This window comes from Gottfriedia acidiceleris, from assembly GCF_036421055.1.
GTDB lineage: Bacteria > Bacillota > Bacilli > Bacillales > Bacillaceae_G > Gottfriedia > Gottfriedia acidiceleris_C.
On sequence record NZ_JAZGQS010000001.1, the window covers coordinates 15,698 to 40,994 of the forward strand.

General features: G+C 34.1%; 26 protein-coding genes. 25 read left to right on the top strand and 1 reads right to left on the bottom strand.

What is annotated here, in order from left to right; all coding sequences use genetic code 11:
• Positions 1-3: 3 nt before the first annotated feature.
• From pknB to spoVM, 5 genes are all read left to right on the top strand, one after another.
• On the top strand, positions 4-1,998 hold the full coding sequence (pknB, locus tag RAH41_RS00065) for a Stk1 family PASTA domain-containing Ser/Thr kinase (protein WP_331220407.1): 1,995 nt from the start codon (positions 4-6) through the stop codon (positions 1,996-1,998).
• A 20-nt stretch (positions 1,999-2,018) separates the two neighbouring features.
• Positions 2,019-2,900 carry a ribosome small subunit-dependent GTPase A gene (gene rsgA, locus RAH41_RS00070; RefSeq protein WP_331219711.1) on the top strand — a complete coding sequence of 294 codons (882 nt, stop codon included), beginning with the start codon at positions 2,019-2,021 and terminating at the stop codon, positions 2,898-2,900.
• A 2-nt stretch (positions 2,901-2,902) separates the two neighbouring features.
• A complete protein-coding gene (rpe, locus tag RAH41_RS00075; protein ID WP_331219713.1) occupies positions 2,903-3,547 on the top strand; it encodes a ribulose-phosphate 3-epimerase in 645 nt (214 codons plus the stop codon).
• Positions 3,548-3,645: 98 nt separating this feature from the next.
• On the top strand, positions 3,646-4,287 hold the full coding sequence (locus RAH41_RS00080; RefSeq protein ID WP_331219715.1) for a thiamine diphosphokinase: 642 nt from the start codon (positions 3,646-3,648) through the stop codon (positions 4,285-4,287).
• 94 nt (positions 4,288-4,381) lie between these two features.
• Entirely contained in the window at positions 4,382-4,465 is an 84-nt protein-coding gene (gene spoVM / locus RAH41_RS00085) for a stage V sporulation protein SpoVM (protein WP_056470930.1), read from the top strand.
• Positions 4,466-4,562: 97 nt separating this feature from the next.
• Here the strand turns inward: spoVM and rpmB are convergent, their stop codons facing one another.
• Positions 4,563-4,751 carry a 50S ribosomal protein L28 gene (gene rpmB, locus RAH41_RS00090; RefSeq protein ID WP_025568947.1) on the bottom strand — a complete coding sequence of 63 codons (189 nt, stop codon included), beginning with the start codon at positions 4,749-4,751 and terminating at the stop codon, positions 4,563-4,565.
• Positions 4,752-5,074: 323 nt separating this feature from the next.
• Here rpmB and RAH41_RS00095 point away from each other — a divergent pair, with 323 nt between their 5' ends.
• From RAH41_RS00095 to rplS, 20 genes are all read left to right on the top strand, one after another.
• A complete protein-coding gene (locus RAH41_RS00095) occupies positions 5,075-5,437 on the top strand; it encodes an Asp23/Gls24 family envelope stress response protein (RefSeq protein WP_025568946.1) in 363 nt (120 codons plus the stop codon).
• A gap of 23 nt (positions 5,438-5,460) precedes the next feature.
• Complete coding sequence (locus RAH41_RS00100; protein ID WP_331219718.1) at positions 5,461-7,149, top strand: DAK2 domain-containing protein; 1,689 nt, start codon at positions 5,461-5,463, stop codon at positions 7,147-7,149.
• Between the two features lie 503 nt (positions 7,150-7,652).
• Positions 7,653-8,315, top strand: a complete 663-nt coding sequence (sdaAB, locus tag RAH41_RS00105) for an L-serine ammonia-lyase, iron-sulfur-dependent subunit beta (protein ID WP_331219719.1) — start codon at positions 7,653-7,655, stop codon at positions 8,313-8,315.
• 17 nt (positions 8,316-8,332) lie between these two features.
• On the top strand, positions 8,333-9,214 hold the full coding sequence (gene sdaAA, locus RAH41_RS00110; RefSeq protein ID WP_331219721.1) for an L-serine ammonia-lyase, iron-sulfur-dependent, subunit alpha: 882 nt from the start codon (positions 8,333-8,335) through the stop codon (positions 9,212-9,214).
• The gene (recG, locus tag RAH41_RS00115) at positions 9,214-11,262 is read left to right on the top strand and encodes an ATP-dependent DNA helicase RecG (protein ID WP_331219722.1); all 2,049 of its coding nucleotides are present in this window, start codon (positions 9,214-9,216) and stop codon (positions 11,260-11,262) included. The genes sdaAA and recG overlap by 1 nt, the downstream gene beginning before the upstream one ends.
• Positions 11,263-11,364: 102 nt before the next feature.
• Positions 11,365-11,931 (top strand): transcription factor FapR, encoded by a 567-nt coding sequence (gene fapR, locus RAH41_RS00120; protein ID WP_025568940.1) that lies wholly within the window; start codon positions 11,365-11,367, stop codon positions 11,929-11,931.
• A 12-nt stretch (positions 11,932-11,943) separates the two neighbouring features.
• Entirely contained in the window at positions 11,944-12,939 is a 996-nt protein-coding gene (gene plsX / locus RAH41_RS00125; RefSeq protein ID WP_331219723.1) for a phosphate acyltransferase PlsX, read from the top strand.
• A 14-nt stretch (positions 12,940-12,953) separates the two neighbouring features.
• Positions 12,954-13,904 carry an ACP S-malonyltransferase gene (gene fabD, locus RAH41_RS00130; RefSeq protein WP_331219724.1) on the top strand — a complete coding sequence of 317 codons (951 nt, stop codon included), beginning with the start codon at positions 12,954-12,956 and terminating at the stop codon, positions 13,902-13,904.
• Positions 13,898-14,641 carry a 3-oxoacyl-[acyl-carrier-protein] reductase gene (gene fabG, locus RAH41_RS00135; protein ID WP_331219725.1) on the top strand — a complete coding sequence of 248 codons (744 nt, stop codon included), beginning with the start codon at positions 13,898-13,900 and terminating at the stop codon, positions 14,639-14,641. The genes fabD and fabG overlap by 7 nt, the downstream gene beginning before the upstream one ends.
• A 67-nt stretch (positions 14,642-14,708) precedes the next feature.
• Positions 14,709-14,942, top strand: a complete 234-nt coding sequence (acpP, locus tag RAH41_RS00140) for an acyl carrier protein (protein WP_088012963.1) — start codon at positions 14,709-14,711, stop codon at positions 14,940-14,942.
• A 94-nt stretch (positions 14,943-15,036) separates the two neighbouring features.
• Positions 15,037-15,780: a ribonuclease III gene (gene rnc, locus RAH41_RS00145; protein WP_331219728.1), complete on the top strand. Its 744-nt coding sequence runs from the start codon at positions 15,037-15,039 to the stop codon at positions 15,778-15,780.
• 246 nt (positions 15,781-16,026) lie between these two features.
• Positions 16,027-19,599, top strand: a complete 3,573-nt coding sequence (gene smc, locus RAH41_RS00150) for a chromosome segregation protein SMC (protein WP_331219729.1) — start codon at positions 16,027-16,029, stop codon at positions 19,597-19,599.
• Between the two features lie 14 nt (positions 19,600-19,613).
• On the top strand, positions 19,614-20,606 hold the full coding sequence (ftsY, locus tag RAH41_RS00155) for a signal recognition particle-docking protein FtsY (RefSeq protein WP_331219731.1): 993 nt from the start codon (positions 19,614-19,616) through the stop codon (positions 20,604-20,606).
• Between the two features lie 297 nt (positions 20,607-20,903).
• Positions 20,904-21,236, top strand: coding sequence for a putative DNA-binding protein (locus tag RAH41_RS00160; protein WP_025569019.1), 333 nt, complete (start codon positions 20,904-20,906; stop codon positions 21,234-21,236).
• Between the two features lie 16 nt (positions 21,237-21,252).
• On the top strand, positions 21,253-22,596 hold the full coding sequence (gene ffh, locus RAH41_RS00165) for a signal recognition particle protein (protein ID WP_331219732.1): 1,344 nt from the start codon (positions 21,253-21,255) through the stop codon (positions 22,594-22,596).
• 135 nt (positions 22,597-22,731) lie between these two features.
• The gene (gene rpsP, locus RAH41_RS00170; protein WP_025569022.1) at positions 22,732-23,004 is read left to right on the top strand and encodes a 30S ribosomal protein S16; all 273 of its coding nucleotides are present in this window, start codon (positions 22,732-22,734) and stop codon (positions 23,002-23,004) included.
• Between the two features lie 14 nt (positions 23,005-23,018).
• Complete coding sequence (locus RAH41_RS00175) at positions 23,019-23,246, top strand: KH domain-containing protein (RefSeq protein WP_025569023.1); 228 nt, start codon at positions 23,019-23,021, stop codon at positions 23,244-23,246.
• A 215-nt stretch (positions 23,247-23,461) separates the two neighbouring features.
• Positions 23,462-23,977, top strand: coding sequence for a ribosome maturation factor RimM (gene rimM, locus RAH41_RS00180; protein ID WP_331219734.1), 516 nt, complete (start codon positions 23,462-23,464; stop codon positions 23,975-23,977).
• Complete coding sequence (gene trmD / locus RAH41_RS00185) at positions 23,977-24,723, top strand: tRNA (guanosine(37)-N1)-methyltransferase TrmD (protein ID WP_098427112.1); 747 nt, start codon at positions 23,977-23,979, stop codon at positions 24,721-24,723. Before rimM ends, trmD begins: the two co-directional genes overlap by 1 nt.
• Positions 24,724-24,852: 129 nt before the next feature.
• The gene (gene rplS, locus RAH41_RS00190) at positions 24,853-25,197 is read left to right on the top strand and encodes a 50S ribosomal protein L19 (RefSeq protein WP_025569026.1); all 345 of its coding nucleotides are present in this window, start codon (positions 24,853-24,855) and stop codon (positions 25,195-25,197) included.
• Positions 25,198-25,297: the final 100 nt, after the last annotated feature.

Consider the following 25,297-nt stretch of genomic DNA (forward strand, 5'->3'; position numbering starts at 1 on the left):
AGCGTGATGATTGGTAGACGCCTAAACGACCGATATAAGATCTTAAAATTAATTGGTGTTGGCGGTATGGCAAACGTTTATTTAGCCCGTGATATGATATTAGATCGAGATGTAGCTGTAAAAATGTTAAAAGCTGATTTTTCAAATGACCCTGATTTCTTAAGAAGATTTCAACGTGAAGCATATTCAGTTACTTCGTTATCTCATCCAAATATCGTAAGCTCATATGACGTTGGGGAAGAAGATGGATTACAGTATATCGTCATGGAATACGTTGAAGGTGAGACTTTAAAGGAGTATATTCAGCATCATACACCTATAAAGCCAAAAGAAGTATTGAGGATTATGGAACAATTAGCCTCAGCATTAGCACATGCGCATCATTTTCAAATCGTTCATAGAGATGTAAAACCGCAAAATATTTTAATCAATAAAGAAGGAAATGTGAAAATAACTGATTTTGGAATTGCAACAGCTTCGACAGCTGCAACAATTACACAAACAAATTCAGTACTTGGTTCTGTTCACTACCTTTCACCTGAACAAGCAAGAGGTGGAGTTGCGAATAAAAAGTCAGATATTTATTCTTTAGGAATTGTAATGTTTGAGCTTTTAACTGGAAAACTACCATTTTCGGGTGAGAGTGCAGTTGCGATTGCATTAAAACATTTACAAAGCGAAGTTCCGCCACCAACAAAATTTAATCCAGAAATACCGCAAAGTGTAGAAAATATCGTTTTAAAAGCTACTGCCAAAGATATCTTTTATCGATATGATACTGCAGATGAGATGAAGCTAGATTTACAAACAGCATTAGATAGTGATCGCTTGAATGAAAAACGTTTTGTGATTCCTACAAATGATGATGAAACGAAGGTAATTCCGATCATAAAGGACATTCCTGTATCGACTAATGATGATACTGTTGTCGTACCAACAAAGAAAAAATCAAATAAAGAAAATGAACCGATTAAAAAAGAAGCTGTAAAAAAAGAAGCTGTAAAAAAAGACTCTGATAAATTAAAACGGAAGAAGAAAAATTCTTTTGCAAAGTTTATTATAGGTACATTTATTGCACTTTTAATTGGTGGTTTATTAGCGATAACGTTGATTCCTGCATTATTTTTGCCTGAAGACGTAGAAATTCCAGATGTAAAGGATATGACATACGAAAGTGCTGTTACTTTGCTTGCATCAAAAGGGTTAAAGATAAGCGATCCTAAAGAAATTTTTGATGATGAAGTGGATGAAGGGAAAGTAGTTAAAACTTCTCCTAATATTGGGGAAACTGTTAAAGAAAATTCATCGATAACGATTTATAAATCAAAAGGTAAAAAAAGTAACGAGATGGAAGACCTAAAAGGGTTCCAATATAACACGATAAAATCTCGATTACAAGACGATTATCGCTCTGTTACAACGCATTTTATCGAAAGTGATGAATCAGAAGGTGAAATAATCGACCAATCTCCGAATGTTGGGGCTGAAGTCGTGCCATCAGAAACGGATTTAAATGTATGGATTAGTAAAGGGACATCTACGATCACTCTTCGTGACCTAAAAGGATGGTCTAGAAAAGATGTTGAAACCTATGCAGGTGACAATAACCTAAAGCTTAACGTAACGAAAGAAGATTCTGGTACAGTTGCTGAAAATCATGTTATATCGCAATCTCCATCTGCTAACGTTGCAGTAAAAGAAGGGGATACATTAAATGTCGTTATTTCTTCTGGAAAACAAAAAGAAAAGACGAAAAAAGTAACAATCAATATACAAGTACCATATACCCCAACCAATCCTAGTACACCTCAACTAATAGAGGTATATATTAGGGATAAAAAGAATAATGGTGAAAAACCTGCAATTTCAAAATCGATCACCGAAACAACTACTATACCAGTAGAAGTGACAATTGATCCTGGACAAACTGCTTCCTATAAAATTGTTAAAGATGGTCAAGTTATTGCAGAAAGAGATGTACCTTATCCATCGAATTAAAGAGCTGTAGGAGTGAGTATATGCCAGAAGGCAAAATCATAAAAGCATTGAGTGGATTCTATTATGTCGAAACAGATGAGACAGTTGTTGCTTGTCGTGGTAGAGGGAATTTTCGTAATAAGAAAATAACGCCTTTAGTCGGAGATGAGGTAGAATATCATATCGAAAAAAGTGGAGAAGGTTATCTACTTGAAATTAAAGAGCGAAAAAATGAACTTGTTCGACCGCCAATTGCAAATGTTGACCAAGCAATTTTAGTTTTTTCAGCAGTAGAGCCCGATTTTTCTCCAATATTATTAGATCGATTCCTTGTATTAATTGAGTTTAATGAAATTAAACCATTAATTGTCATTACAAAGATTGATTTGTGTTCAGAAGCACAATTAAAATTAGTGTATGAATACGTTTCTTATTATCGCCAAATTGGATATGAAGTATGTTTAACTTCTTCAAAAACTGAGGAAGGATTAGAAAAAGTACTTCCACATCTTTCAAATAAAATATCTGTATTTGCAGGACAATCTGGCGTTGGTAAGTCAACTTTACTAAATGCGATCAATCCAGAGCTAGATTTAAAAACGGGTATTATTTCCTCTCATTTAGGACGAGGAAAACACACAACTAGACATGTTGAATTAATAAAAATTGGACAGGGGCTAGTTGCAGATACTCCTGGTTTTAGTTCATTGGAATTTATGGGAATCGAATCTGAAGATTTATCGTATTGTTTTATTGAAATGAGAGAAAAAAGTAAAGAATGTAAATTTAGAGGTTGTACCCACTTAAAAGAACCTAAATGTGCTGTAAAAGCTGCGGTTGAAAGTGGGGAAATTTCTCCTAAACGATATGATCATTATGTATCATTCATAGAAGAAATAAGAGATAGAAAGCCGAGGTATTAATCATGGTTAAAATTGCACCATCAATCCTTTCAGCGAATTTTGCTAAACTTGGAGAAGAAATTTTAGATGTAGAACGTGGAGGAGCAGATTATATTCACGTCGACGTAATGGATGGTCATTTTGTACCAAATATTACGATTGGACCTCTAATTGTAGAAGCAATTAGACCAGTGACGAAGCTTCCACTTGATGTACATTTAATGATTGAAAAACCAGATCAATACATAGAGCAATTTGTAAAAGCTGGAGCGGACATTATTACAGTTCATGTTGAAGCTTGTACACATTTGCACCGCACAATCCAAACAATTAAATCATTTGGTATTAAAGCAGGTGTTGTTCTTAATCCAGCGACTCCAGTTTCAACAATTGAACAGATTATTGATGATGTTGACATGGTCCTATTAATGACAGTAAATCCAGGCTTTGGCGGACAGAAATTTATTCATTCAGTTGTTCCTAAAATTAAACAAGTTGCTAATTTAATTAAAGAACGCAATTTATCAGTCGAAATCGAAATAGATGGCGGCGTTGACGAGCATACAGCTAAAATTTGTATTGAAGCAGGTGCTACCGTATTAGTAGCTGGTTCAGCAGTTTATAATAAGGAAGACAGAAAAGAAGCAATAGCGAAAATTAGAGGATAATGTAATCATCTAAAGTTGCATGGAACATCTAATTATTAATTATGAAATAAAAAATGCAATCGACATTCGATTGCATTTTTTTTAAAGGTGGAAAAAAGTTGATTATACATATTGTAGGAGCAGGACCGAAATCAAATACAATTACTGAAATTATTCAGAAAGATGAAAACAAGTTACTTATTGGTGTAGATAATGGAGCGCATTACTTAATTGAAGAAGGATTAATTCCAGACGCAATATTCGGAGATTTTGATTCTTTAAGTGATGAAAATTTAGAAAAGATAAAAATGCTTGTCCCAAATGTTTTTATTTACCCACCGGAAAAAGATGAAACAGATTTAGAACTTGCAATTCAATGGGCAATTAAACAAAAACCAGAACAGATTTTAATCCATTGTGTAACCGGAAAACGTTTAGATCATGAATTTGGCAGTATCACATTATTAATTAAATTTATGAATTCTAATGTTCCAATAAAAATCGTTGATGAATATAACGAAATATATGTCATTCAGGAAGGTACACATTTCATTAGTAAGCTGCAGCATTTTAAATATGTTTCCTTTTTTTCATTAGGTACTAAAGTAGAAAATTTAACTTTAATAGGATTTAAATATCCACTAACTAATCATTTATTGGAGATTGGATCATCCCTTTGTGTAAGCAATGAACTGCTAGAGAATGAAGGGTCTATTTCATTTAGCGAAGGCATAGCATTAGTAGTAAGGAGCAAAGATTAACAATTTCATGTCATAGTTTTCGCTCAACGCAAGTAGAATGTAATAGGATTAATCTTTTCCTTAAAAATGCTAGAAAGCTTGTAGGAGGGAAAGCATGAGATTTTATACGATTAAATTACCTAAATTTCTTGGCGGACTTGTTCGCGCCATGCTGAGTACATTTAAAAAAGACGCTTAGCTTAGTTGGAGTAGAGTTTTTTGCTTAGAGGCAACAGGTATCATAAAAAAAGTAAAAAAGCATAGCGGATCGCTATGCTTTTTAGTACGTTAATAAATTAAACGCGCTCAATTTTACCTGATTTTAATGCTCTCGCTGAAACGTAAACACGCTTTGGTTTACCATTTACTAAAATACGAACTTTTTGAAGGTTAGCACCCCAAGTACGTTTTGAAGCATTCATAGCGTGAGAGCGACTGTTACCAGAACGAGATTTTCTTCCTGTGATTACACAAACACGAGCCATCTATTTCCCTCCTAACAAAAAACGGAATAACATTTCAATGATTATTTTCATTCAAACACTACTATAATTTATCATACCGCTTTACTTAATGCAACAGTTATTGATAAGTTGTTCAAGAAAAAAACCTTGACATCGAAATGTATGATATACTAAATATTAAAGAGGGACCTTAGACTTACCTTAAAAGAAATTCATTCAAAATTGTCTATTGAAATGTTAATAATAATAGTGAGTCAATAGAATTATTTTGGAAAAAGGTATACAATAATAAGTAAGTAGTATAACTAACTATACTTGGATTATCCAATAAGGGGGACCAAATTATGTCATTAGAAATGAAAACTCAATATGGAACAATCGAGATTGGTACAGATGTGATCGCTACAATTGCTGGTGGGGCTGCCGTTGATTGTTACGGTATTGTTGGAATGGCTTCTAAGAAACAAATTAAGGATGGTCTTACAGAAATCCTAAAAAAAGATAACTTTACAAAAGGTGTTATTGTTCGTCAAGTAGGTGAGGACGTTAATATCGATATGTACATAATTGTAAGCTATGGTACGAAGATTTCTGAAGTTGCTAATAACGTACAAAATAAAGTGAAATATACTCTTGATCAAACATTAGGATTGTCAGTTGACTCTGTTAATATTTTTGTTCAAGGTGTGAAAGTAGCTAACCTGTAAAGACGCATTAAGGAGGAGAATTTGTGTCGATAAAACGTATTGACGGTAAATTATTTGCAGATATGGTGATTCAAGGTGCAAATAACTTAACGAAAAATGTAAAATTTGTAGATTCATTAAATGTATTCCCAGTACCAGATGGTGATACTGGAACAAATATGAATCTTTCTATTACTTCTGGGTCAAAGGAAGTAAAAGAAAAACCAAATAGTCATGTAGGGAAAGTTGGTCAAAGCTTTGCAAAGGGCTTATTGATGGGGGCGCGCGGAAATTCTGGTGTTATCCTTTCTCAATTATTTAGAGGTTTTTCTAAATCAATTGAGTCTAAGGATTCAATTTCAACTACTGATTTTGCTTTAGCATTAGAAGCAGGGGTAGAAACTGCTTATAAAGCTGTTATGAAGCCTATTGAAGGAACAATCCTAACAGTTGCAAGAGAAACAGCAAAAAAAGCAGTTGTCATAGCAAAAACACATGAAGAATTTATTCCTTTTCTTGAGGAAACAATTATTGAAGCAAATGCATCTTTAAACCGTACCCCAGACTTACTTCCAGTTTTAAAACAAGTAGGTGTAGTTGATAGCGGAGGTCAAGGTTTAGTACTTGTCTATGAAGGATTCTTAGCATCATTAAAAGGTGAAGAAATTTCGCTAGAAGGTGCTGAGGCGAATCTTTCACTTGAGGAACTTGTTGAAGCTGAACATCGAAATGTACAAAGTATGTTAAATACTGAAGACATTGTTTACGGATACTGTACAGAATTTATGGTGCGATTTGAAAAAGATAAATTAAATAAACATCCTTTTGACATAGACACTTTCCGTAAAGAGCTAAGTGCATGGGGTGATTCTTTATTAGTAGTTGCTGATGATGAAATTGTAAAAGTTCATATTCACGCTGAGTATCCTGGAGAAGTATTTAATTTAGGTCAACGATTTGGAAGCTTTTTAAAACTAAAAGCTGAAAATATGCGCGAACAACATACTAACTTACTACATGAAGAGGTTTCAAATGAATCTCCTTCTAAAAATGAGTCTTTACAAACTACTGAAAAACAAGAATTTGGTATCGTTACGGTAGCGATGGGATCAGGGATTAAAGCATTATTTGAAAGTATTGGTGCAACTGTTGTAATTGAAGGCGGTCAAACAATGAATCCTAGTACAGAAGACATTGTAAAAGCGATTGAGCAATGCAACGCAGAAAATGTTATTGTTCTTCCTAACAACGGAAATATCGTAATGGCTGCTGAGCAAGCTGCATCTGTTGCAGAATGTAATGTAGCAGTTGTAACGTCTAAAACAGTACCCCAAGGTATGTCAGCTTTATTGTCATTTAATCCTACTGCATCATTAGATGAAAATAAATCAGGTATGCAAGAGGCATTAAAGACAGTAAAAACAGGTCAAATAACTTATGCGGTTCGAGATACAGAAATTGATGGTGTAGAAATAACAAAAGATCATTTCATGGGGATCCTTGAAAGTAAAATTGTTACAACTGATGCAAATCAATTAGAGGCTGCAAAAAAATTATTACAGGATATGATTGATGAAGATTCTGAAATATTAACAGTCTTATATGGTCAAGATGTATCAGATGAAGAAATTTCAAAATTAGTTGAATTTGCCGAAGAGAGCTTTGATCACTTAGAAGTTGAAGTTCATAACGGTAATCAGCCTTTATATTCATATATTTTTTCAGTTGAATAAGGTAGCAAAAAGAAGAGGTGTAGAGCACTTCTTCTTTTTTTGTATACAACGTTTTTAGTCTATACTTCTTTTAATTCGAACTTTAGATATCATTAGTAATCTTAATTTAAAACACTTCTTTATTAGGTTTTGGTATAATGGATTGTTGATTCGAACCATTAGATATTACAATAATTTTTGTGTAAAGATTGGAGCGTAAGGAGCGAGTCACCTGTGGGGAATAGAAGGAAGGTTTAATTACTTAGCAGACGCGACGACGATAAGGCTCACCTTTCTTACGGAAAGGGAGCAACCTGGAGCGAAATTGACTATTTAGTCTTCTTTTTTTGTAAATTATTTAAGGAGTATTGTAAAATAACGTAGAACTCTGTAGAATTTCGTATTACACTATAAGGTGGACATTGTTTTGTCCATAATACCAACTTTTTATATAAATGATTTGTTCTAACAAAACAAAAACTAAATATAATACGCTTTTACAATAACGTATTGGGGGAAACGTGATGAAATATAAAAGTGTTTTTGACATAATTGGTCCAATTATGATTGGTCCATCAAGTTCACATACAGCGGGAGCGGCTAAAATTGGTCGGGTAGCAAGAAATCTTTATGGAAAAGAACCAAAAAAGATTTTGATTTCATTATATGGTTCATTTGCTAAAACATATCGTGGACATGGTACAGATGTTGCGCTTATTGGTGGATTATTAGATTTTGATACATTTGATGAGCGAATTCCAGAATCATTAAGTATTGCACAGGAAAAAGGGATGTCAATTGATTTCGTTGAAGAAGATGCAGTAACTGAGCATCCAAATACAGTGAAAATTTCCATTCTTGATGATGACCAACCATTTGAATTAGTAGGAATTTCAATTGGTGGTGGAAAAATTGAAATTATCGAATTGAATGGATTTGAACTTAAACTTTCGGGTAATTACCCTGCAATCCTTGTTGTTCATAATGACCGTTTTGGTTCGATTGCTGGTGTAACAAATGTCCTAATGAAATATGCTGTAAATATTGGCCATATGGAAGTTTCACGTAAAGAAGTCGGACAAATTGCTTTAATGGCAATTGAGGTCGATCAAGATCTAGATAATAAAATTATTAAAGAAATCGAATCTTTACCTCATATCATTCGCGTTACGAAAATGGTTGACTAAAGAGAGGGGGAACTAAAATGTTTAAAAATGTTGCAGAATTAGTTGAATTAGCAGAATCAAAAAATGTTAAAATTTCTGAAATAATGATTCAACAAGAGATGGTTTTTACAGGAAGAAGCCGTGAAGAGATTATCGGTAAAATGGAGCAAAATCTTGTTGTTATGGAAAAGGCAGTTGAAAGAGGTCTTGCAGGTGTTCATTCGCCAACAGGTTTAACAGGAGGAGACGCTGTATTACTTCAAAATTACATCGCAAAAGGTAATTCGCTTTCTGGTCATTTACTTTTAGATGCTGTTAGTAAAGCGGTTGCTACAAATGAAGTAAATGCTGCAATGGGTACGATTTGTGCAACTCCTACAGCAGGTTCTGCTGGGGTAGTTCCTGGAACTCTGTTTGCTGTAAAAGAAAAATTAAATCCTACTCGAATGCAAATGATTGAATTTTTATTTGCATCAGGTGCTTTCGGTTTTGTTGTAGCCAATAATGCGTCAATTTCAGGTGCTGCAGGTGGCTGTCAAGCGGAAGTAGGCTCTGCAAGTGGTATGGCAGCAGCAGCAATCGTTGAAATGGCTGGCGGTACTCCAAGTCAAAGTGCCGAAGCATTTGCCATTACATTAAAAAATATGCTTGGTTTAGTATGTGACCCTGTTGCAGGTTTAGTAGAAGTACCATGTGTTAAGCGAAATGCAATGGGTGCTGCTAACGCAATGGTAGCAGCAGATATGGCATTAGCAGGTATTACAAGTCGCATTCCATGTGACGAAGTAATTGATGCTATGTATCGAATTGGACAAACAATGCCATCTGCGCTAAGAGAAACTGCAGAAGGAGGACTAGCGGCAACGCCAACAGGACGTGAATTGGAAGCTAAAATATTTGGTGTTTCGCTAAAAAAATAGTGAGTAGTGAACTTGAACAAAAAGTATCTGTATTAAGTGGTGTCGGCGAGGAAACTGAAGCACAGTTAAATGATATGGGTATTTTTTCTATAAATGACTTAATCGAATATTTACCGTATCGATATGAGGATTTTCGAAATAAAGATTTATCAGAAGTGAAGCATGAAGAGCGCGTGACTGTTGAGGGGATTGTTCATAGCGCTCCTCTTCTTCAATATTTTGGCAAAAATAAATCACGACTAACATTTCGCCTTTTAGTTGATCGATACTTAATTACTGTTATTTGTTTTAATCGACCGTATTTTAAAACAAAGTTAAATTTAAATGAGCATGTAACTGTTTCTGGTAAGTGGGATCAACATAAACAAACCATTTCATTAACAGACCTTGTATTTGGCTCTCGTACGAATAGTCATGAAATTGAGCCTGTCTACTCAATTAAGGGGAAAATGTCTGTAAAAACAATGCGAAAATTTGTTGAGCAGTCTTTTAAAAAATTTGGACATTTAATCAATGATTTAGTCCCAAACGAACTAATTCAAAAATATAAACTTTTAAATCGCTCAGAAACATTAAGATTACTTCACCACCCAATTGATGCGAATAGTTTAAAGCAAGCTAGAAGAAGTTTTGTTTATGAAGAGTTTTTTCTTTTTCAACTAAAAATGCAAGCACTTCGAAAAATTCAGCGTAATCAATCAAAAGGTATCCCAAAAAAATTAAACATTGAAAAAATTCAACAACTAATCCAATCCTTACCATTCCCTCTGACATCAGCTCAAAATAGAGTTGTACAAGAAATATTCACAGATTTAGAAAGTCCTTATCGAATGAATCGCTTATTACAAGGTGATGTTGGATCAGGAAAAACCGTGGTCGCTACCATTGCTTTGTATGCATGTACACTTAATGGTTATCAAGGGGCATTAATGGTTCCTACAGAAATTTTAGCTGAGCAACATTTTGAATCTTTAGCAAAAATGCTACAACATACAGAAGTAAATGTTGAGCTTCTTACAAGTTCTGTAAAAGGTAAAAAGCGTCGTGAAATTTTGGACCGATTAAAGAACGGTGAGGTACATATTTTAGTCGGTACCCATGCTTTAATTCAAGATGAGGTTCAATTTAAAAAATTAGGCATTGTCATAACGGATGAACAACATCGATTTGGTGTTGGTCAACGAAGAGTTTTAAGAGAAAAAGGCTATTTCCCTGACGTTTTATTTATGACAGCAACTCCAATCCCAAGAACTTTGGCAATTACAGCTTTTGGTGAAATGGATGTATCAATCATTGATGAATATCCGGCTGGTCGTAAAAAAATAGAAACCTATTGGGTTAAGCAAGAAATGTTTGATCGCGTTTTAGATTTTATCAGTAAAGAAATCAAAAATGGACGACAAGCATATCTAATCTGTCCACTTATCGAAGAGTCAGAGAAATTAGATCTTCAGAATGCATTAGATCTACATAGTGTTCTAACTTTTCATTACCAAAACTTAGCGAAAGTTGGATTAATGCATGGGAAGCTTTCATCAACAGAAAAGGATGACGTCATGAAGGCGTTTGCTGCTAATGAGGTTCAAATATTAGTATCAACAACGGTTGTAGAAGTAGGTGTAAATGTACCGAATGCAACTGTGATGGTTATTTATGATGCAGATCGCTTTGGACTTTCACAATTACATCAGCTAAGAGGACGAGTTGGACGAGGTTCTGAACAATCGTATTGTATTTTAGTTGGTGATCCAAAAAGTGAAGTAGGTAAAGAAAGACTAACAATCATGACAGAAACAAATGATGGTTTTGAGTTAAGCGAAAAAGATTTGGAATTAAGAGGACCAGGAGATTTCTTTGGAAAACAACAAAGTGGTGTACCTGAATTTAAAATGGCCGATATGGTACATGACTATCGTGCATTAGAAGTTGCACGAAATGATGCAACATTATTAGTTAATTCAGATGTATTTTGGAAAGCTAATGAATATCAAGGATTAAGAATGTACTTAGACAGAACGGGAATATTTAATTCAGAAAAATTAGATTAGTACTAGGTATTAAAAATTTGTAAAAAACTATTGTAATACATGGATTTTTAATATAAACTGTATTTAATACCTGGTCACAAATTAGTAGTTGAGGTATGTAATATGAGAAGAAATAAAAAAGATCGTCATGAATTGTTAAAAAAAATTATAAAAGAAAATCCGTTTATTACAGATGAAGATTTAGCTAATCAATTATCTGTGAGCATACAAACTATTCGTCTTGATCGTCTTGAATTATCAATTCCTGAGTTAAGGGAGCGCATCAAAAATGTTGCCACTCAGCAATTAGAAGATGTAAAATCACTACCAGTAGATGAAATAATCGGTGAAGTTATTGATATTCATTTAAACGAAAGTGCCATTTCTATATTTGACGTTAAGGAAGAGCATACTTTTAGTAGAAATGGAATTGCCCGAGGTCATCACTTATTTGCCCAGGCTAATTCTTTAGCAGTTGCAGTTATTCATGATGATTTAGCTCTTACAGCTAAATCCAATTTTGTTTTTATTAAACCAGTAAGAACAAATGACCGAGTAATTGCAAAAGCAAAGGTTTTACCGCAAAAAGGAGATCCGAGGCGTACTACAGTTGATATCAATGGCTATGTAGAAAAAGAACATGTTTTCCATGGCTTGTTCGAAATGTACCACCGAAGTATTGAAGAATAGGAAGTGAACAAGATGAAATTAGCTATCGATGCAATGGGTGGAGATCATGCCCCAAAAGCCATCGTTGAAGGTGCGATGCTTGCAGTTGAAAAATTAAATGATATACATATTACTTTAATTGGCGATGAATCAAAAATTAAACCATTCTTAACGAATGATAAAAATATAACGATTATCCATACAGATGAAGTAATTGAAGGAACTGAAGAGCCAGTTAGAGCGGTTAGAAGAAAGAAAAATGCTTCGATGGTCTTAATGGCAAACCAAGTAAAAGAAGGTTTTGCTGATGCATGTATTTCTGCTGGAAATACTGGAGCATTAATGACAGCGGGATTATTAGTGGTTGGTCGAATGGAAGGTGTAGAACGACCAGCACTATCACCTACTATGCCTACTTTAGATGGAAAAGGCTTTGTTTTCCTCGATGTAGGTGCTAATGTTGATGCAAAAGCAAATCATTTACTTCAATATGCGATAATGGGCTCTGTATATGCACAAAAAGTAAGAGGCGTACATAACCCAACTGTAGGCTTACTAAATGTCGGTACGGAAGATAAAAAAGGTAATGAACTTGCTAAACAAACTTTCCAATTACTTAAAGAAAGTAATTTGAATTTTATAGGAAATGTTGAAGCTAGAGACTTAATGAACTCAGTAGCAGATGTAGTAGTGACAGACGGGTATACTGGAAATGTAGCTTTAAAAGCGATTGAAGGTACTGCACTTGCAATGTTTTCATTAATTAAAGATGCGATGCTTACTAATTTCACATCGAAGCTTGCAGCAGCTGTATTGAAACCAAACTTAAAAGGTGTTAAAAAGAAAATGGATTACTCTGAGTATGGTGGAGCAGCTTTATTTGGCTTAAAATCACCTGTCATTAAGGCACATGGAAGTTCGGATGCTATGGGTATTTTTAGTGCAATTAAGCAAACGCAAACGATGGTTGAACAGAATGTTGTAAAACTAGTAAGTGATCACATGGAGAAAATCGAATCAAATGCATAAGGGGGGTCACTCCAATGGGTAAAGTGGCGTTTATTTTTCCTGGACAAGGATCACAAAAAGTTGGAATGGGTAAAGATGTAGCTGAGAGCTATAATGAATGTGGATCAATTTTTGAAACTGCTAACGAACAAATTGGTTTTAGTCTTTCTGAGATTATTTTCAATGGAACAGATGAAGAGTTAACTGCTACATATCATGCACAGCCAGCAATCTTAACAACTTCAATTGCTATGCTTGAGAAGATTAAAGAAGCTGGAATTAAACCAGATTTTGTTGCTGGTCATAGTTTAGGTGAGTTTACAGCACTTGTTGCAGCTGAAAGCATTTCATTTGAAGACGGTGTTAAATTAGTACATACACGTGGAAAATTAATGGAGCAAGCTGTACCAGTTGGACAAGGTGCTATGGCAGCTGTATTATTTTTAGCGCCAGAAAAAATTGAAGAAGTTATTTCTGAAGTAAATAAAAATGGTCATTCTGTAGGGATTGCGAATTATAATTCTCCTACACAAGTAGTTATTACTGGAGATGCAGAAGGTGTACAAATTGCTTCTGGTTTACTAAAAGAAGCTGGAGCTAAACGTGTATTACCTTTAAAAGTAAGTGGTCCATTCCACTCATCTTTAATGAAACCTGCAAGCGAAGAATTCCAAAATGAACTTGGTAAAATAAATGTTAATGATTGTGTAACGCCATTGATTTCAAATGTAACTGCTAAAGTGGTTACAGATGCAAATGAAATTAAGGAATTATTAGTTAATCAATTATATTCTCCAGTAAAATGGAACCAATCTATTCAGGAATTAGTTGACCTTGGTGTTGATACATTTGTTGAAATTGGTCCTGGAAAAGTTTTAACTGGATTAGTAAAAGCAATCTCTCCATCATCAAAATTAGTTAATGTTTATGATGTTGAAACATTAAACCAATTTTTAAATGAATGGGAGGAAATAAAATCATGCTAAATGGGAAAGTTGCATTAGTTACAGGTGGATCTCGTGGTATCGGACGAGCAATCGCGCTATCTTTAGCAAAAAATGGTGCGAATGTCGTTGTTAATTATTCTGGGAATGAAGCGGCTGCTCTTAAAGTTGTAGAAGAAATTACAGCACTTGGAGTTAAAGGGATTGCATTTAAAGCAAATGTATCAAATAGTGAAGAAGTTGCTGCATTAGTAAAAAATACTGTTGATGAATTTGGTAGTATTGATATACTAGTAAACAACGCAGGTATTACAAGAGATGGTCTTTTATTACGTATGAAAGATGCTGATTGGGATGATGTAATTGATACAAACTTAAAAGGCGTATTTAATTGTATCAAAGCAGCAGCTAAATTTATGACTCGTCAACGTAATGGCCGCATCATAAATATTAGTTCAGTTGTTGGACAAATTGGTAATCCAGGACAAATGAACTATGTAGCAGCAAAAGCTGGCGTATTAGGTTTAACTAAAACAGCAGCAAAGGAATTAGCTTCTAGAAATATTACTGTTAATGCAATTGCACCTGGTTTTATTGAAACTGATATGACGAATGAATTAAATGAGCAAGTTAGAACACAAATGTTATCTAATATTCCATTGCAGTCTTTTGGACAACCAGAAGATATCGCAAATGCAGTAATATTCTTAGCAATGGATGCTAGTAGATATATTACGGGACAAACAATTAATGTTGATGGTGGCCTTGTAATGATTTAGTTTGGCGTTTGCCACATTTTTATGTATAATGCATAAGTAGACAATCTTTGGGGGGAGGTGAATAATAATGCAAGATGTATTAGAGCGCGTATCAAAGATTATTGTTGACCGTTTAGGTGTAGAAGAATCTGAGATTCAAGTTACAAGTCGTTTCAAAGAAGATTTAGACGCAGACTCATTAGACGTAGTTGAATTAGTAATGCAATTAGAAGATGAGTTTGAATTAGAAATTTCTGACGAAGATGCTGAAAAAATCGTCACAGTTGGTGATGTTGTGAACTACATAGAGAGCAACATGTAATGAGAAAAGTCCCGTATTTTATACGGGACTTCTCATCATTTTCTTGACTAGTAGGTTTAGCAGCATATCAAACTGCTTTTAGTTGGAGGTAAATATGCCGCATTCAAGAAGAGTAAGAGAATATAAACTTTCTGATGTTGAAAAAGATAACTTTGTTAAATTACAAAAACAAATAAATATTAGTTTTAATAATGAGAGCTTGCTAATCCAAGCGTTTACACATTCATCCTATGTGAATGAGCATCGTAAAAAACCATATGAAGATAATGAGAGATTAGAATATTTAGGGGATGCTGTTTTAGAGCTTACCGTTTCACAATATTTATTTCAAAAATATATTACAATGAGTGAAGGCGAGTTAACAAAATTACGTGCCGCAATCGTTTGTGAACCATCACTAGTGAAATTTGCGAATGAATTAGATTTTGGTCGATATATATTACTTGGTCGCGGAGAAGAAATGACAGGTGGTCGAACACGTCCAGCACTACTTGCGGATGTTTTTGAAGCATTCATTGGATCATTATATTTGGACCAAGGATTACAAACAGTTATTAACTTCTTATCTCTTCATATATTCCCAAAAATAAACGATGGTGCTTTTTCGCATGTGATGGATTTTAAAAGTCAATTACAAGAGTTTGTACAAAGGGATTCCACAGGTTCAATTGAGTATAAAATACTTCAAGAAAAAGGACCAGCTCATAATCGAGAATTTGTTTCAAAAGTATTATTAAATGGTGAAACATTAGGAATCGGTAGTGGTAGATCTAAAAAGGAAGCAGAGCAACAAGCAGCTAAAGAAGCATTATTAAAATTAAAAGAGTCAAGTAAATAGATTATCTAATAATTCTAGTAGAAACTTGTCAATTAAACGATCAAACTTAGTTTTTAGACTGATTGCAAGCGCTTGACATTCGAAGGTTGAATCTTGCCTTAAGGAGCTTAAGTTGCCCATAGACGGTAAAGAGCACTGTTAGACAGGTGAAGCAACGAAAAAAGCGAGCGTTTGGCGGGCAGTCTGCTCCCCCTTTTATGGGGGAGTTTTTGTGTATATAATTAAATCAAAAAAGGGGGAATTCAGTTGTTCCTCAAACGACTAGATATAATTGGATTTAAATCATTCGCTCAGCGAGTTACGATAGATTTTGTAAAAGGTGTTACAGCAGTTGTAGGACCAAATGGAAGTGGTAAAAGTAATATTACAGATGCTATTAGGTGGGTACTAGGCGAACAGTCAGTCAAATCATTACGAGGAGCGAAAATGGAGGATATCATTTTTGCTGGTAGTGATGGAAGAAAACCGTTAAATTATGCAGAAGTTACGCTGACTTTAGATAATGAAGATCAACAATTACCACTAGAGTATAGTGAAGTAAGTGTAACTAGACGTGTTTACCGTTCTGGAGATAGTGATTTTTATATTAATAAACAATCTTGTCGCTTAAAAGATATTGTTGATTTATTTATGGATTCTGGACTTGGCAGAGAGGCATTTTCTATTATTTCTCAAGGTAAAGTAGAAGAAATATTAAGTAGTAAGCCAGAAGAACGAAGAGGAATTTTTGAAGAAGCTGCTGGCGTATTAAAATATAAAAACAGAAAGAAAAAGGCTGAAGCAAAATTATTCGAAACGCAAGAAAACTTAAATCGAGTTGATGATATATTATTTGAATTAAGTTCCCAAATTGAACCACTAAGAATGCAAGCTTCCATTGCAAAGGAATACATAGAACATAGAGATGAGTTAGAGAAGGTTGAGGCAGCTCTCTTAGTATACGAAATTGAATCTCTTCATCAGAAATGGGAGGAGCTTAAATTAGAAATTGCCCAAAACTCTGATTTAGAAATCTCGTTATCGACAGAGATTTCAACTGAAGAATCAAAACAACACGAATTACAAGAAAAATTAAATGCATTAGATGAATCAATCGATCAATTGCAGCAAGTTTTATTAACTGTTACGAAGAACTTGGAAAAATATGAAGGTCAGAAAGAGCTAATGAAGGAGCGAAAAAGAAATACTTCAACTCAATCTGAACAATTAAGAAAACAAGTTGATGAGGTTACAGAACAAATTAACGAGATGACTAAATTAATCGAAGCAGAAAAAGAACAAGAAAAATATTCTCGTCAAAATGTAAATAAAACAAAAACAAAAATTATTGAGATCCAAAATGAGATTACATCTTATGAAGGTGATATTGAAGAACAAATCGAATTAATAAAATCCGATTATATTGAACTTCTAAATAATCAAGCATCGATAAAAAATGAAAAAACAATGCTTGAAAAGCAAAGCCAACAATACTCAGTAAAATCAAGTCGTTTAGATTTAGAAAATGAAAAATATATTCGTCAAAGAGAACAATTACAGAATAGAAAAACTGAATTGCTTAATGAAAAAGAACAATTTGATTTAACATTTAAAGAGTTAAATGAAAAATTTGAATTTCTGAATAATCAGCTTGATGAAACTTCTACAGTCTTAAAGGAAAAAGAAGAATTACTAAATAAAGCTTATCAGTTTATTCAACAAACAAAATCAAGAAAAGAAACACTTGAAGAACTTCAAGAAGATTTTGCTGGTTTTAATCAAGGTGTTAAAGAAATTTTGAAAGCAAGAGGCACTAAATTAGATGGTATTAAAGGTGCAATCGCTGAGTTAATTACAACAAACAAACAATACGAAATTGCAATTGAAATTGCACTAGGTGCAGCTACACAACAAATTGTTGTTGAAAACGACGAGCATGCTAGAAGGGCAATTCAATTCTTAAAGCAACAAAGATTAGGACGAGCTACATTTTTGCCAATGAATATTGTTAAAGCGCGTTTTGTACCTGCTAATGTTATTGAAGGATTAAAAAGAAATCCTTCCTTTATTGGAGTGGCATCATCTCTTGTTCATTATTCAGGGGAGTATGAGCAGGTGATCCAAAACATACTTGGAACTGTTTTAATCGCACGAGATTTAAAAGGTGCTAACGAACTGGCTAAACTCGTTGGACATCGCTATCGCTTTGTCACGCTTGAAGGTGATGTAGTTAATCCTGGTGGAGCGATGACTGGTGGGGCTGTTCGAACTACTAATTCTTCACTTATTGGTAGACAGCGTGAGTTAGAAGAAATCACCTTAAAACTTAAAGATATGCAAGAAAAGACGAACTTGCTTGAGAATGAGGTTCAAAACCTTAAAGTGACAAATCTAGAAAGTTCTTCTAAAGCTCAAACATTAAATGATGAAATTCAAAAAATTAAGCAAATAATTGTTTCAATTATGGAACAACTAAAAAGTATCGAATTTGAAGAAAAAAATATAAATGATGCTTTAGCAATTTATGATTTAGAAATGGGAAGTTCAGCAAGTGATTTATTAAAAGTTAAAGACCGTCTAGAGGAATTATCTTCATTAAATGCGAAAGTGAAAAATGAGATTATTTCAAAAGAACAGAAGATCAATGAATTAACTGAACGGAAACTAAATCAAAAGGAAATGAAAGATGAATTGCAATCGAAGTTAACAAGTCTGAAAATTTCTCTAGCCCAAGAAGAGCAAAAGTTAAGTTATAGTAACGAAAGAATTCGCCAGTTTGAAGAAAATTCTATAAAACAAAAGCAAATTCTTGAAGAAACGAAAGAAAAAATAATCTTCTTATCTAGTGAACTTATGACGAATGAAAATGGTAAGGAAGAGCTCGAGAAAATAATTTCGGATACTCGCATTGAATTTTCAAAAACGACGGAAATTATTTCGAAACGCCGAGAGCAACGAATTGCTTATCAAACAGAGCTAGAAGATTATGTTCAATCATTACGTGAAAAGCAGCGTCAATATAAGTCACTATCTGATTTACTAAAACAGCAAGAAGTAAATAGTAATCGACTTGATGTAGAGCTTGAAAATCGTCTTGAACAATTGAATGTAAAGTATATGACTACTTACGAAGCGGCAAAAATGAAATATACTCTAGAAATGACAATTGATGATGCAAGGAAGCGAGTTAAACTATTAAAGCGTTCCATTGAGGAATTAGGAACTGTTAATATTGGTGCAATTGATGAGTACGAACGTGTATCCGAACGCCATGATTTTCTTCAAGAACAAAGAACTGATTTAAATGAAGCAAAAATCACACTTTACAATGTAATTAGTGAAATGGATGAAGAAATGACAAAACGTTTCGAAACAAGTTTTAGTGCAATTCGTGAAAAATTCCAAGTCGTCTTTACTCAGTTGTTTGGTGGAGGAAGAGCTGATTTAGTTTTAACGGATAAGGAAAATTTATTGTTAACAGGTGTTGATATTGTTGCTCAGCCACCAGGTAAAAAGCTTCAAAATTTAGGCTTATTATCAGGAGGCGAAAGAGCCCTTACAGCAATCGCTCTACTATTTGCAATTTTACAAGTACGTCCAGTACCTTTCTGTGTACTTGATGAGGTTGAAGCTGCACTAGATGAAGCGAATGTAGCACGATTTGCAAAATTCTTAAAATATTTTAGTGAACAAACTCAATTTATTGTTATTACACACCGTAAAGGTACGATGGAAGAATGTGATGTATTATACGGTGTTACAATGCAAGAATATGGAGTTTCTACGCTAGTATCAGTTCGTTTAGATGAGGGCGAAGCATTATTATCGAATGGTAATTAGAAAGGATTGAAATTATGAGCTTTTTTAAAAAATTAAAAGAAACAATCTCGAAGCAAACGGAGTCAGTGACTCAAAAATTTAAATCTGGATTAGAGAAATCTAGAAATAACCTGACAGAAGGTTTAAACGATTTATTTGCCAGATACCGTAAAGTAGATGAAGATTTTTTTGAAGAACTTGAAGAAATTCTAATTATGGCTGATGTTGGTGTAAACACAGTAATGGAATTAGTGGAAGACTTGAAATTTGAAGTGAAACGAAAAAATATTCAAGATCCAAAAGGTGTACAAGAGGTTATTTCTGAAAAATTAGTTGAATTGTACAAAGGTGATGATTTAACTGATGATTCATTTGAGTTAAATTTAAATCCTGATGGTTTAACAGTTGTTTTATTCGTTGGAGTTAACGGGGTAGGAAAAACAACTTCAATTGGTAAAATCGCTCATAAACTAAAAACTGAAGGCAAAAAAGTACTACTTGCTGCTGGTGATACATTTAGAGCCGGTGCTATTGAACAATTAGAAGTTTGGGGAGACCGTGTTGGTGTTGAAACAATTAAACAAGGTGAAGGATCTGACCCAGCTGCAGTAATGTATGATGCGGTTCAAGCTGCAAAAGCACGTAAAGTTGATGTATTACTTTGTGACACAGCAGGCCGCCTACAAAATAAAGTAAACTTAATGAAAGAACTTGAAAAAGTACGTAATGTCATTGCTAGAGAAGTACCTGGTGCACCACACGAAGTATTACTAGTAATTGATGCTACAACTGGCCAAAATGGTCTTGTTCAAGCGAAAACATTCTCTCAAGCAACAAATGTCTCTGGTATCGTCTTAACAAAACTGGATGGAACGGCTAAAGGTGGAATTGTTTTAGCAATCCGAAACGAATTAAAAGTACCAGTAAAATTTGTCGGATTAGGAGAAAAAATGGACGACCTACAACCATTCCAAGCAGAACAATTTGTCTATGGCTTATTTGGAGATTTGATGAATAAAGAAGCATAAATAATTAAGAAATGTAGTGGATATGTATAGATTAAAAAGACATATCCACTTTTTTAAAATGTAAGAATAGCAGATAGTATGAGATACAAGAAGAACCACAAAAGGCAAGCACTCCACAGGGGATTCAGCTTTGCTTTAGTTAAGACAATTAGGATAAAACCTCAAATTAATTTTTGTTGTTTTAATTTTAATTAATCGTCAAGTGAAAAACTTGACAGATATTTATGTATTAGGTAAACTAGCATATGTAAAGGCAATTCACTTAACAAAGGAGTGATAGTTTTGTCAGATCATACAATGTTAGATAAAACGATGAGAATCAATTATCTATATGATTTTTATCATTCTCTTTTAACTCCTAAACAACAAAGCTATATGTCATTATATTACTTGGATGACTATTCTTTAGGTGAGATTGCGGAAGAGTTTAACATTAGTAGACAGGCGGTTTATGATAATATAAAACGCACTGAAGCTATGTTAGAAGAATATGAAGAGAAATTATTACTTCTAAAAAAATTTCAACAACGAAATGAACTTTTAAATCATTTGAAAACTTATGCTAAAAAAGGTAAAGTTGTAGATGACGAGTTTCTTCGAGTGATCGATGCGTTAGAGAAATTAGAATAATAAGGAGGACGGTTTTATGGCATTTGAAGGATTAGCCGACCGACTTCAAAAGACATTACAAAAGGTTCGAGGCAAAGGTAAAGTATCTGAATCTGATGTCAAGGAAATGATGAGAGAAGTTCGTCTTGCTTTACTAGAGGCGGATGTTAACTTTAAAGTTGTTAAAGATTTTGTGAAACGTGTTTCTGAACGAGCTGTAGGACAAGAAGTATTACAAAGCTTAACGCCGGGTCAACAAGTTGTAAAGGTAGTTCAAGAAGAACTAACGGCATTAATGGGTGGAGAACAAAGCAAAATTGCTGTTTCAAATCGCCCTCCGACTGTTATTATGATGGTTGGTTTACAAGGTGCTGGTAAAACAACAACGACTGGTAAATTAGCGAATTTACTTCGAAAAAAGTACAATCGTAAGCCGCTTTTAGTTGCAGCAGATATTTACCGTCCTGCCGCGATTAAACAGCTTCAAACATTAGGTAAACAATTAGATTTGCCAGTATTTACACTAGGAGATCAAGTAAGTCCAGTTGAAATTGCGAAACAAGCGATTCAACACGCTAAGGATGAACATCATGACTATGTCCTAATTGATACTGCAGGTCGTTTACATATTGACGAAGGTTTAATGGAAGAACTTTCACAAATTAAAGAGCTTTCAAAACCTGAAGAAATCTTCCTAGTCGTTGATGCAATGACAGGACAAGATGCAGTCAATGTGGCACAAAGCTTTAATGATCAATTAGGTTTAACTGGAGTCGTTTTGACGAAGCTTGATGGCGATACTCGTGGTGGTGCAGCATTATCAATTCGTGCAGTTACAAATACTCCAATTAAATTTGTTGGACTTGGTGAAAAACTAGATGCAATTGAGCCGTTCCATCCAGAACGAATGGCATCGCGTATTCTAGGAATGGGTGATGTGCTTACTTTAATTGAAAAGGCACAAGAAAACGTTGACCAAGAAAAAGCAAAAGAGATGGAACAAAAATTAAGAAATGCATCTTTTACTTTAGATGATTTCTTAGACCAACTTTCTCAAGTTAAAAAAATGGGACCACTTGGTGATATTTTAAAAATGATGCCAGGTGCAAACAAAATTAAAGGATTGAATGATCTGCAAATTGACGATAAACAAATCGCTCATGTAGAGGCAATTATTCAATCAATGACAAAGCAGGAGAAGCTTACACCAGATATTATTAACTCAAGTCGCAGAAAGCGAATAGCTAGAGGTTCTGGTCGCCCTGTACAAGAAATAAACCGTTTATTAAAACAGTTTGAAGAAATGAAAAAAATGATGAAAATGATGGGTGGTATGCAAAAAGGGAAGAAGAAAGGTTTTAAATTTCCGGGCTTATTCTAACCTATTTGTATAATTTTCCAGCATTTAAACATCATTTAATAAAAAATTATGCTGTTAAGAAATTTTACTTTACAAACAGTATTGGTTTTTGATAATATATAAATCGTTGTAAATATTTTCGGAGGTGCTTTAAAAATGGCAGTTAAAATTCGTTTAAAACGTATGGGAGCTAAAAAATCTCCTTTTTACCGTGTAGTAGTAGCAGACGCTCGTTCTCCTCGTGATGGACGTTTCATCGAGGAAATTGGAACTTACAATCCAGTTGCTCAACCAGCTGAAATCAAAATTAACGAAGAAGCAGCATTAAAATGGTTAGGAACAGGTGCTAAACCATCTGATACAGTTCGTAACTTATTCTCTAAAGCTGGTATCTTAGAGAAATTCCACAACGCTCGCAACGGCAAGTAATTATGGAAAAAAAGATGAATACACTCATAAATGCAATTGTTTCAAGTCTTGTAGATCATCCAGAGGATATTTCACTTCAAGTTAAAGAAGATGAGAACAATCTATTCTTTCATTTACAGGTAAACCCTGAAGATGCTGGTAGAGTGATTGGCAAACATGGTAAAATTGCTAAAGCGATTCGTACGGTTGTATATGCAGCAAGTAATGAACACGCAAAACGTATTCACTTAGATATTCAGTAATGTAAAACGGTCCTTGGCTATAGCTAAGGGCCGTTTTCAACATTTTAGAGTTTTACGAGGAATTGTGGGATTTGATGATTTAATGACTTTAAAATATGCTATACTTGGCATGAAGTAATCTGTTAAAACCGCCTATTGTCTTAGGTAGACATATAAACAATCTAAATGGTCAAACTAATAATGAACATAAGAAAATTTAATATAGAGGTAAAAGAATGAAAAAATATTTAAATGTCGGAAAAATTGTAAATACACATGGAGTTCGAGGAGAGGTTCGTGTTATTTCAAGAACTGATTTTCCAGAAAAACGTTACGTAAAAGGCAATACACTATATTTCTTTAAAGAAAACGAATCGACACCAATCGAATTAATCGTAACAAGTCACCGTGTACATAAAAATTTTGATTTACTTACATTTGAAGGGTATGAGTCTCTAAACTCAGTAGAACCACTTAAAAATGGGATTTTAAAGATAACTGAAGATCAATTACACGAACTCGATAAAAATGAGTATTATTACCATGAAATTATTGGTTGTGTTGTTGAGACAATTGATGGAGAAGAAATTGGCAAAATAAAAGAAATACTATCTCCAGGAGCAAATGATGTTTGGGTTATTCAAAGAAAAGGTCAAAAGGATGCCCTTATTCCATATATCGAGCAAATTGTAAAAGAGATAGATGTAGCGAATAAAAAAGTTAAAATCGAATTAATGGAAGGTCTATTATGATGAAATTAGACTTTTTAACCCTTTTCCCAGAAATGTTTGAAGGAGTTTTAAATTCTTCTATTTTAAAAAAAGCACAAGAAAAAGAGGCTGTTAAGTTTCGTTGTGTAAATTTTAGAGATTTCTCTACGAATAAACATTCAAATGTTGATGACTATCCATATGGTGGTGGCGCTGGTATGGTACTAGCTCCACAGCCAATTTTTGATGCTGTTGATGAATTAGTTTCAAAAAGTGAAAATAAGCCGAGAGTAGTCCTTCTATGCCCTCAAGGAGAGCGATTTAATCAACGTAAAGCAGAAGAGCTTGCAAAAGAGGAGCACTTAATCTTTATTTGTGGACATTATGAAGGCTATGATGAACGAATTCGTGAACATGTTGTGACGGATGAAATCTCAATTGGAGATTATGTATTAACAGGAGGAGAACTTGGCGCAATGGTCATTGCTGATAGCGTTGTTCGTTTATTACCTGGGGTGCTTGGTAATACGACTTCAAAAATTGAAGATTCGTTTAGTACAGGATTATTAGAGCATCCTCATTACACGAGACCTGCCGAATTTAGAGGCCATAAAGTACCAGATGTTTTATTATCTGGAAATCATGCGAAAATCGAAGAATGGCGAACAAAACAATCTTTTAAACGCACGATAACGCGTCGTCCAGATTTACTCGAAAACTACTCTCTTTCTGAAATAGAGTCAAAATGGATGGATCAAGTAAAAGAAGAATTAAAACAAGAAAACTAGTTGCGTACACTAATAGAATATGTTAATATAACTTGTGGCTTGAGTAATACTTAAGCCTTTATTCTCGGTGTTCCGCTGCGAGTCACTAAATCTTGTAAGAGCATCGGTTGGAAAAGGAGAGCATACATTATGCAAAATTTAATCAACGAAATTACAAAAGAACAACTAAGAACTGACTTACCAGCATTCCGTCCTGGTGATACTGTACGAGTTCACGTTAAAGTTGTTGAGGGTACTCGTGAGCGTATCCAATTATTCGAAGGTGTAGTTATTAAACGTCGTGGTGGCGGAATTAGCGAAACTTTCACAGTTCGTAAAATTTCTTACGGAGTTGGTGTTGAACGTACGTTCCCAATTCACACTCCAAAAATTGCTAAATTAGACGTTGTTCGTCGCGGTAAAGTACGTCGTGCTAAACTTTACTACCTACGTGCACTTACTGGTAAAAAAGCAAGAATTAAAGAACTTCGATAGTCTTTTGAAAGGAGCTTGTATAAAACAAGCTCCTTTTTTTCCAATATTTGTAGATTATGGATATAATAAAAAGTAAAATAGAATACATAAATTAAGTTAT

Coding starts and splice junctions, on each gene's coding strand:
- ffh (WP_331219732.1), top strand. CDS start 21,253: ATGGCATTTGAAGGATTAGCCGACCGACTTCAAAAGACATTACAAAAG.
- fabG (WP_331219725.1), top strand. CDS start 13,898: ATGCTAAATGGGAAAGTTGCATTAGTTACAGGTGGATCTCGTGGTATC.
- RAH41_RS00160 (WP_025569019.1), top strand. CDS start 20,904: ATGTTAGATAAAACGATGAGAATCAATTATCTATATGATTTTTATCAT.
- plsX (WP_331219723.1), top strand. CDS start 11,944: ATGAAATTAGCTATCGATGCAATGGGTGGAGATCATGCCCCAAAAGCC.
- sdaAA (WP_331219721.1), top strand. CDS start 8,333: ATGTTTAAAAATGTTGCAGAATTAGTTGAATTAGCAGAATCAAAAAAT.
- acpP (WP_088012963.1), top strand. CDS start 14,709: ATGCAAGATGTATTAGAGCGCGTATCAAAGATTATTGTTGACCGTTTA.
- rsgA (WP_331219711.1), top strand. CDS start 2,019: ATGCCAGAAGGCAAAATCATAAAAGCATTGAGTGGATTCTATTATGTC.
- fabD (WP_331219724.1), top strand. CDS start 12,954: ATGGGTAAAGTGGCGTTTATTTTTCCTGGACAAGGATCACAAAAAGTT.
- fapR (WP_025568940.1), top strand. CDS start 11,365: ATGAGAAGAAATAAAAAAGATCGTCATGAATTGTTAAAAAAAATTATA.
- trmD (WP_098427112.1), top strand. CDS start 23,977: ATGAAATTAGACTTTTTAACCCTTTTCCCAGAAATGTTTGAAGGAGTT.
- rpmB (WP_025568947.1), bottom strand. CDS start 4,751: ATGGCTCGTGTTTGTGTAATCACAGGAAGAAAATCTCGTTCTGGTAAC.
- sdaAB (WP_331219719.1), top strand. CDS start 7,653: ATGAAATATAAAAGTGTTTTTGACATAATTGGTCCAATTATGATTGGT.
- rpsP (WP_025569022.1), top strand. CDS start 22,732: ATGGCAGTTAAAATTCGTTTAAAACGTATGGGAGCTAAAAAATCTCCT.
- rplS (WP_025569026.1), top strand. CDS start 24,853: ATGCAAAATTTAATCAACGAAATTACAAAAGAACAACTAAGAACTGAC.
- RAH41_RS00095 (WP_025568946.1), top strand. CDS start 5,075: ATGTCATTAGAAATGAAAACTCAATATGGAACAATCGAGATTGGTACA.
- rimM (WP_331219734.1), top strand. CDS start 23,462: ATGAAAAAATATTTAAATGTCGGAAAAATTGTAAATACACATGGAGTT.
- rnc (WP_331219728.1), top strand. CDS start 15,037: ATGCCGCATTCAAGAAGAGTAAGAGAATATAAACTTTCTGATGTTGAA.
- rpe (WP_331219713.1), top strand. CDS start 2,903: ATGGTTAAAATTGCACCATCAATCCTTTCAGCGAATTTTGCTAAACTT.
- spoVM (WP_056470930.1), top strand. CDS start 4,382: ATGAGATTTTATACGATTAAATTACCTAAATTTCTTGGCGGACTTGTT.
- ftsY (WP_331219731.1), top strand. CDS start 19,614: ATGAGCTTTTTTAAAAAATTAAAAGAAACAATCTCGAAGCAAACGGAG.
- RAH41_RS00175 (WP_025569023.1), top strand. CDS start 23,019: ATGAATACACTCATAAATGCAATTGTTTCAAGTCTTGTAGATCATCCA.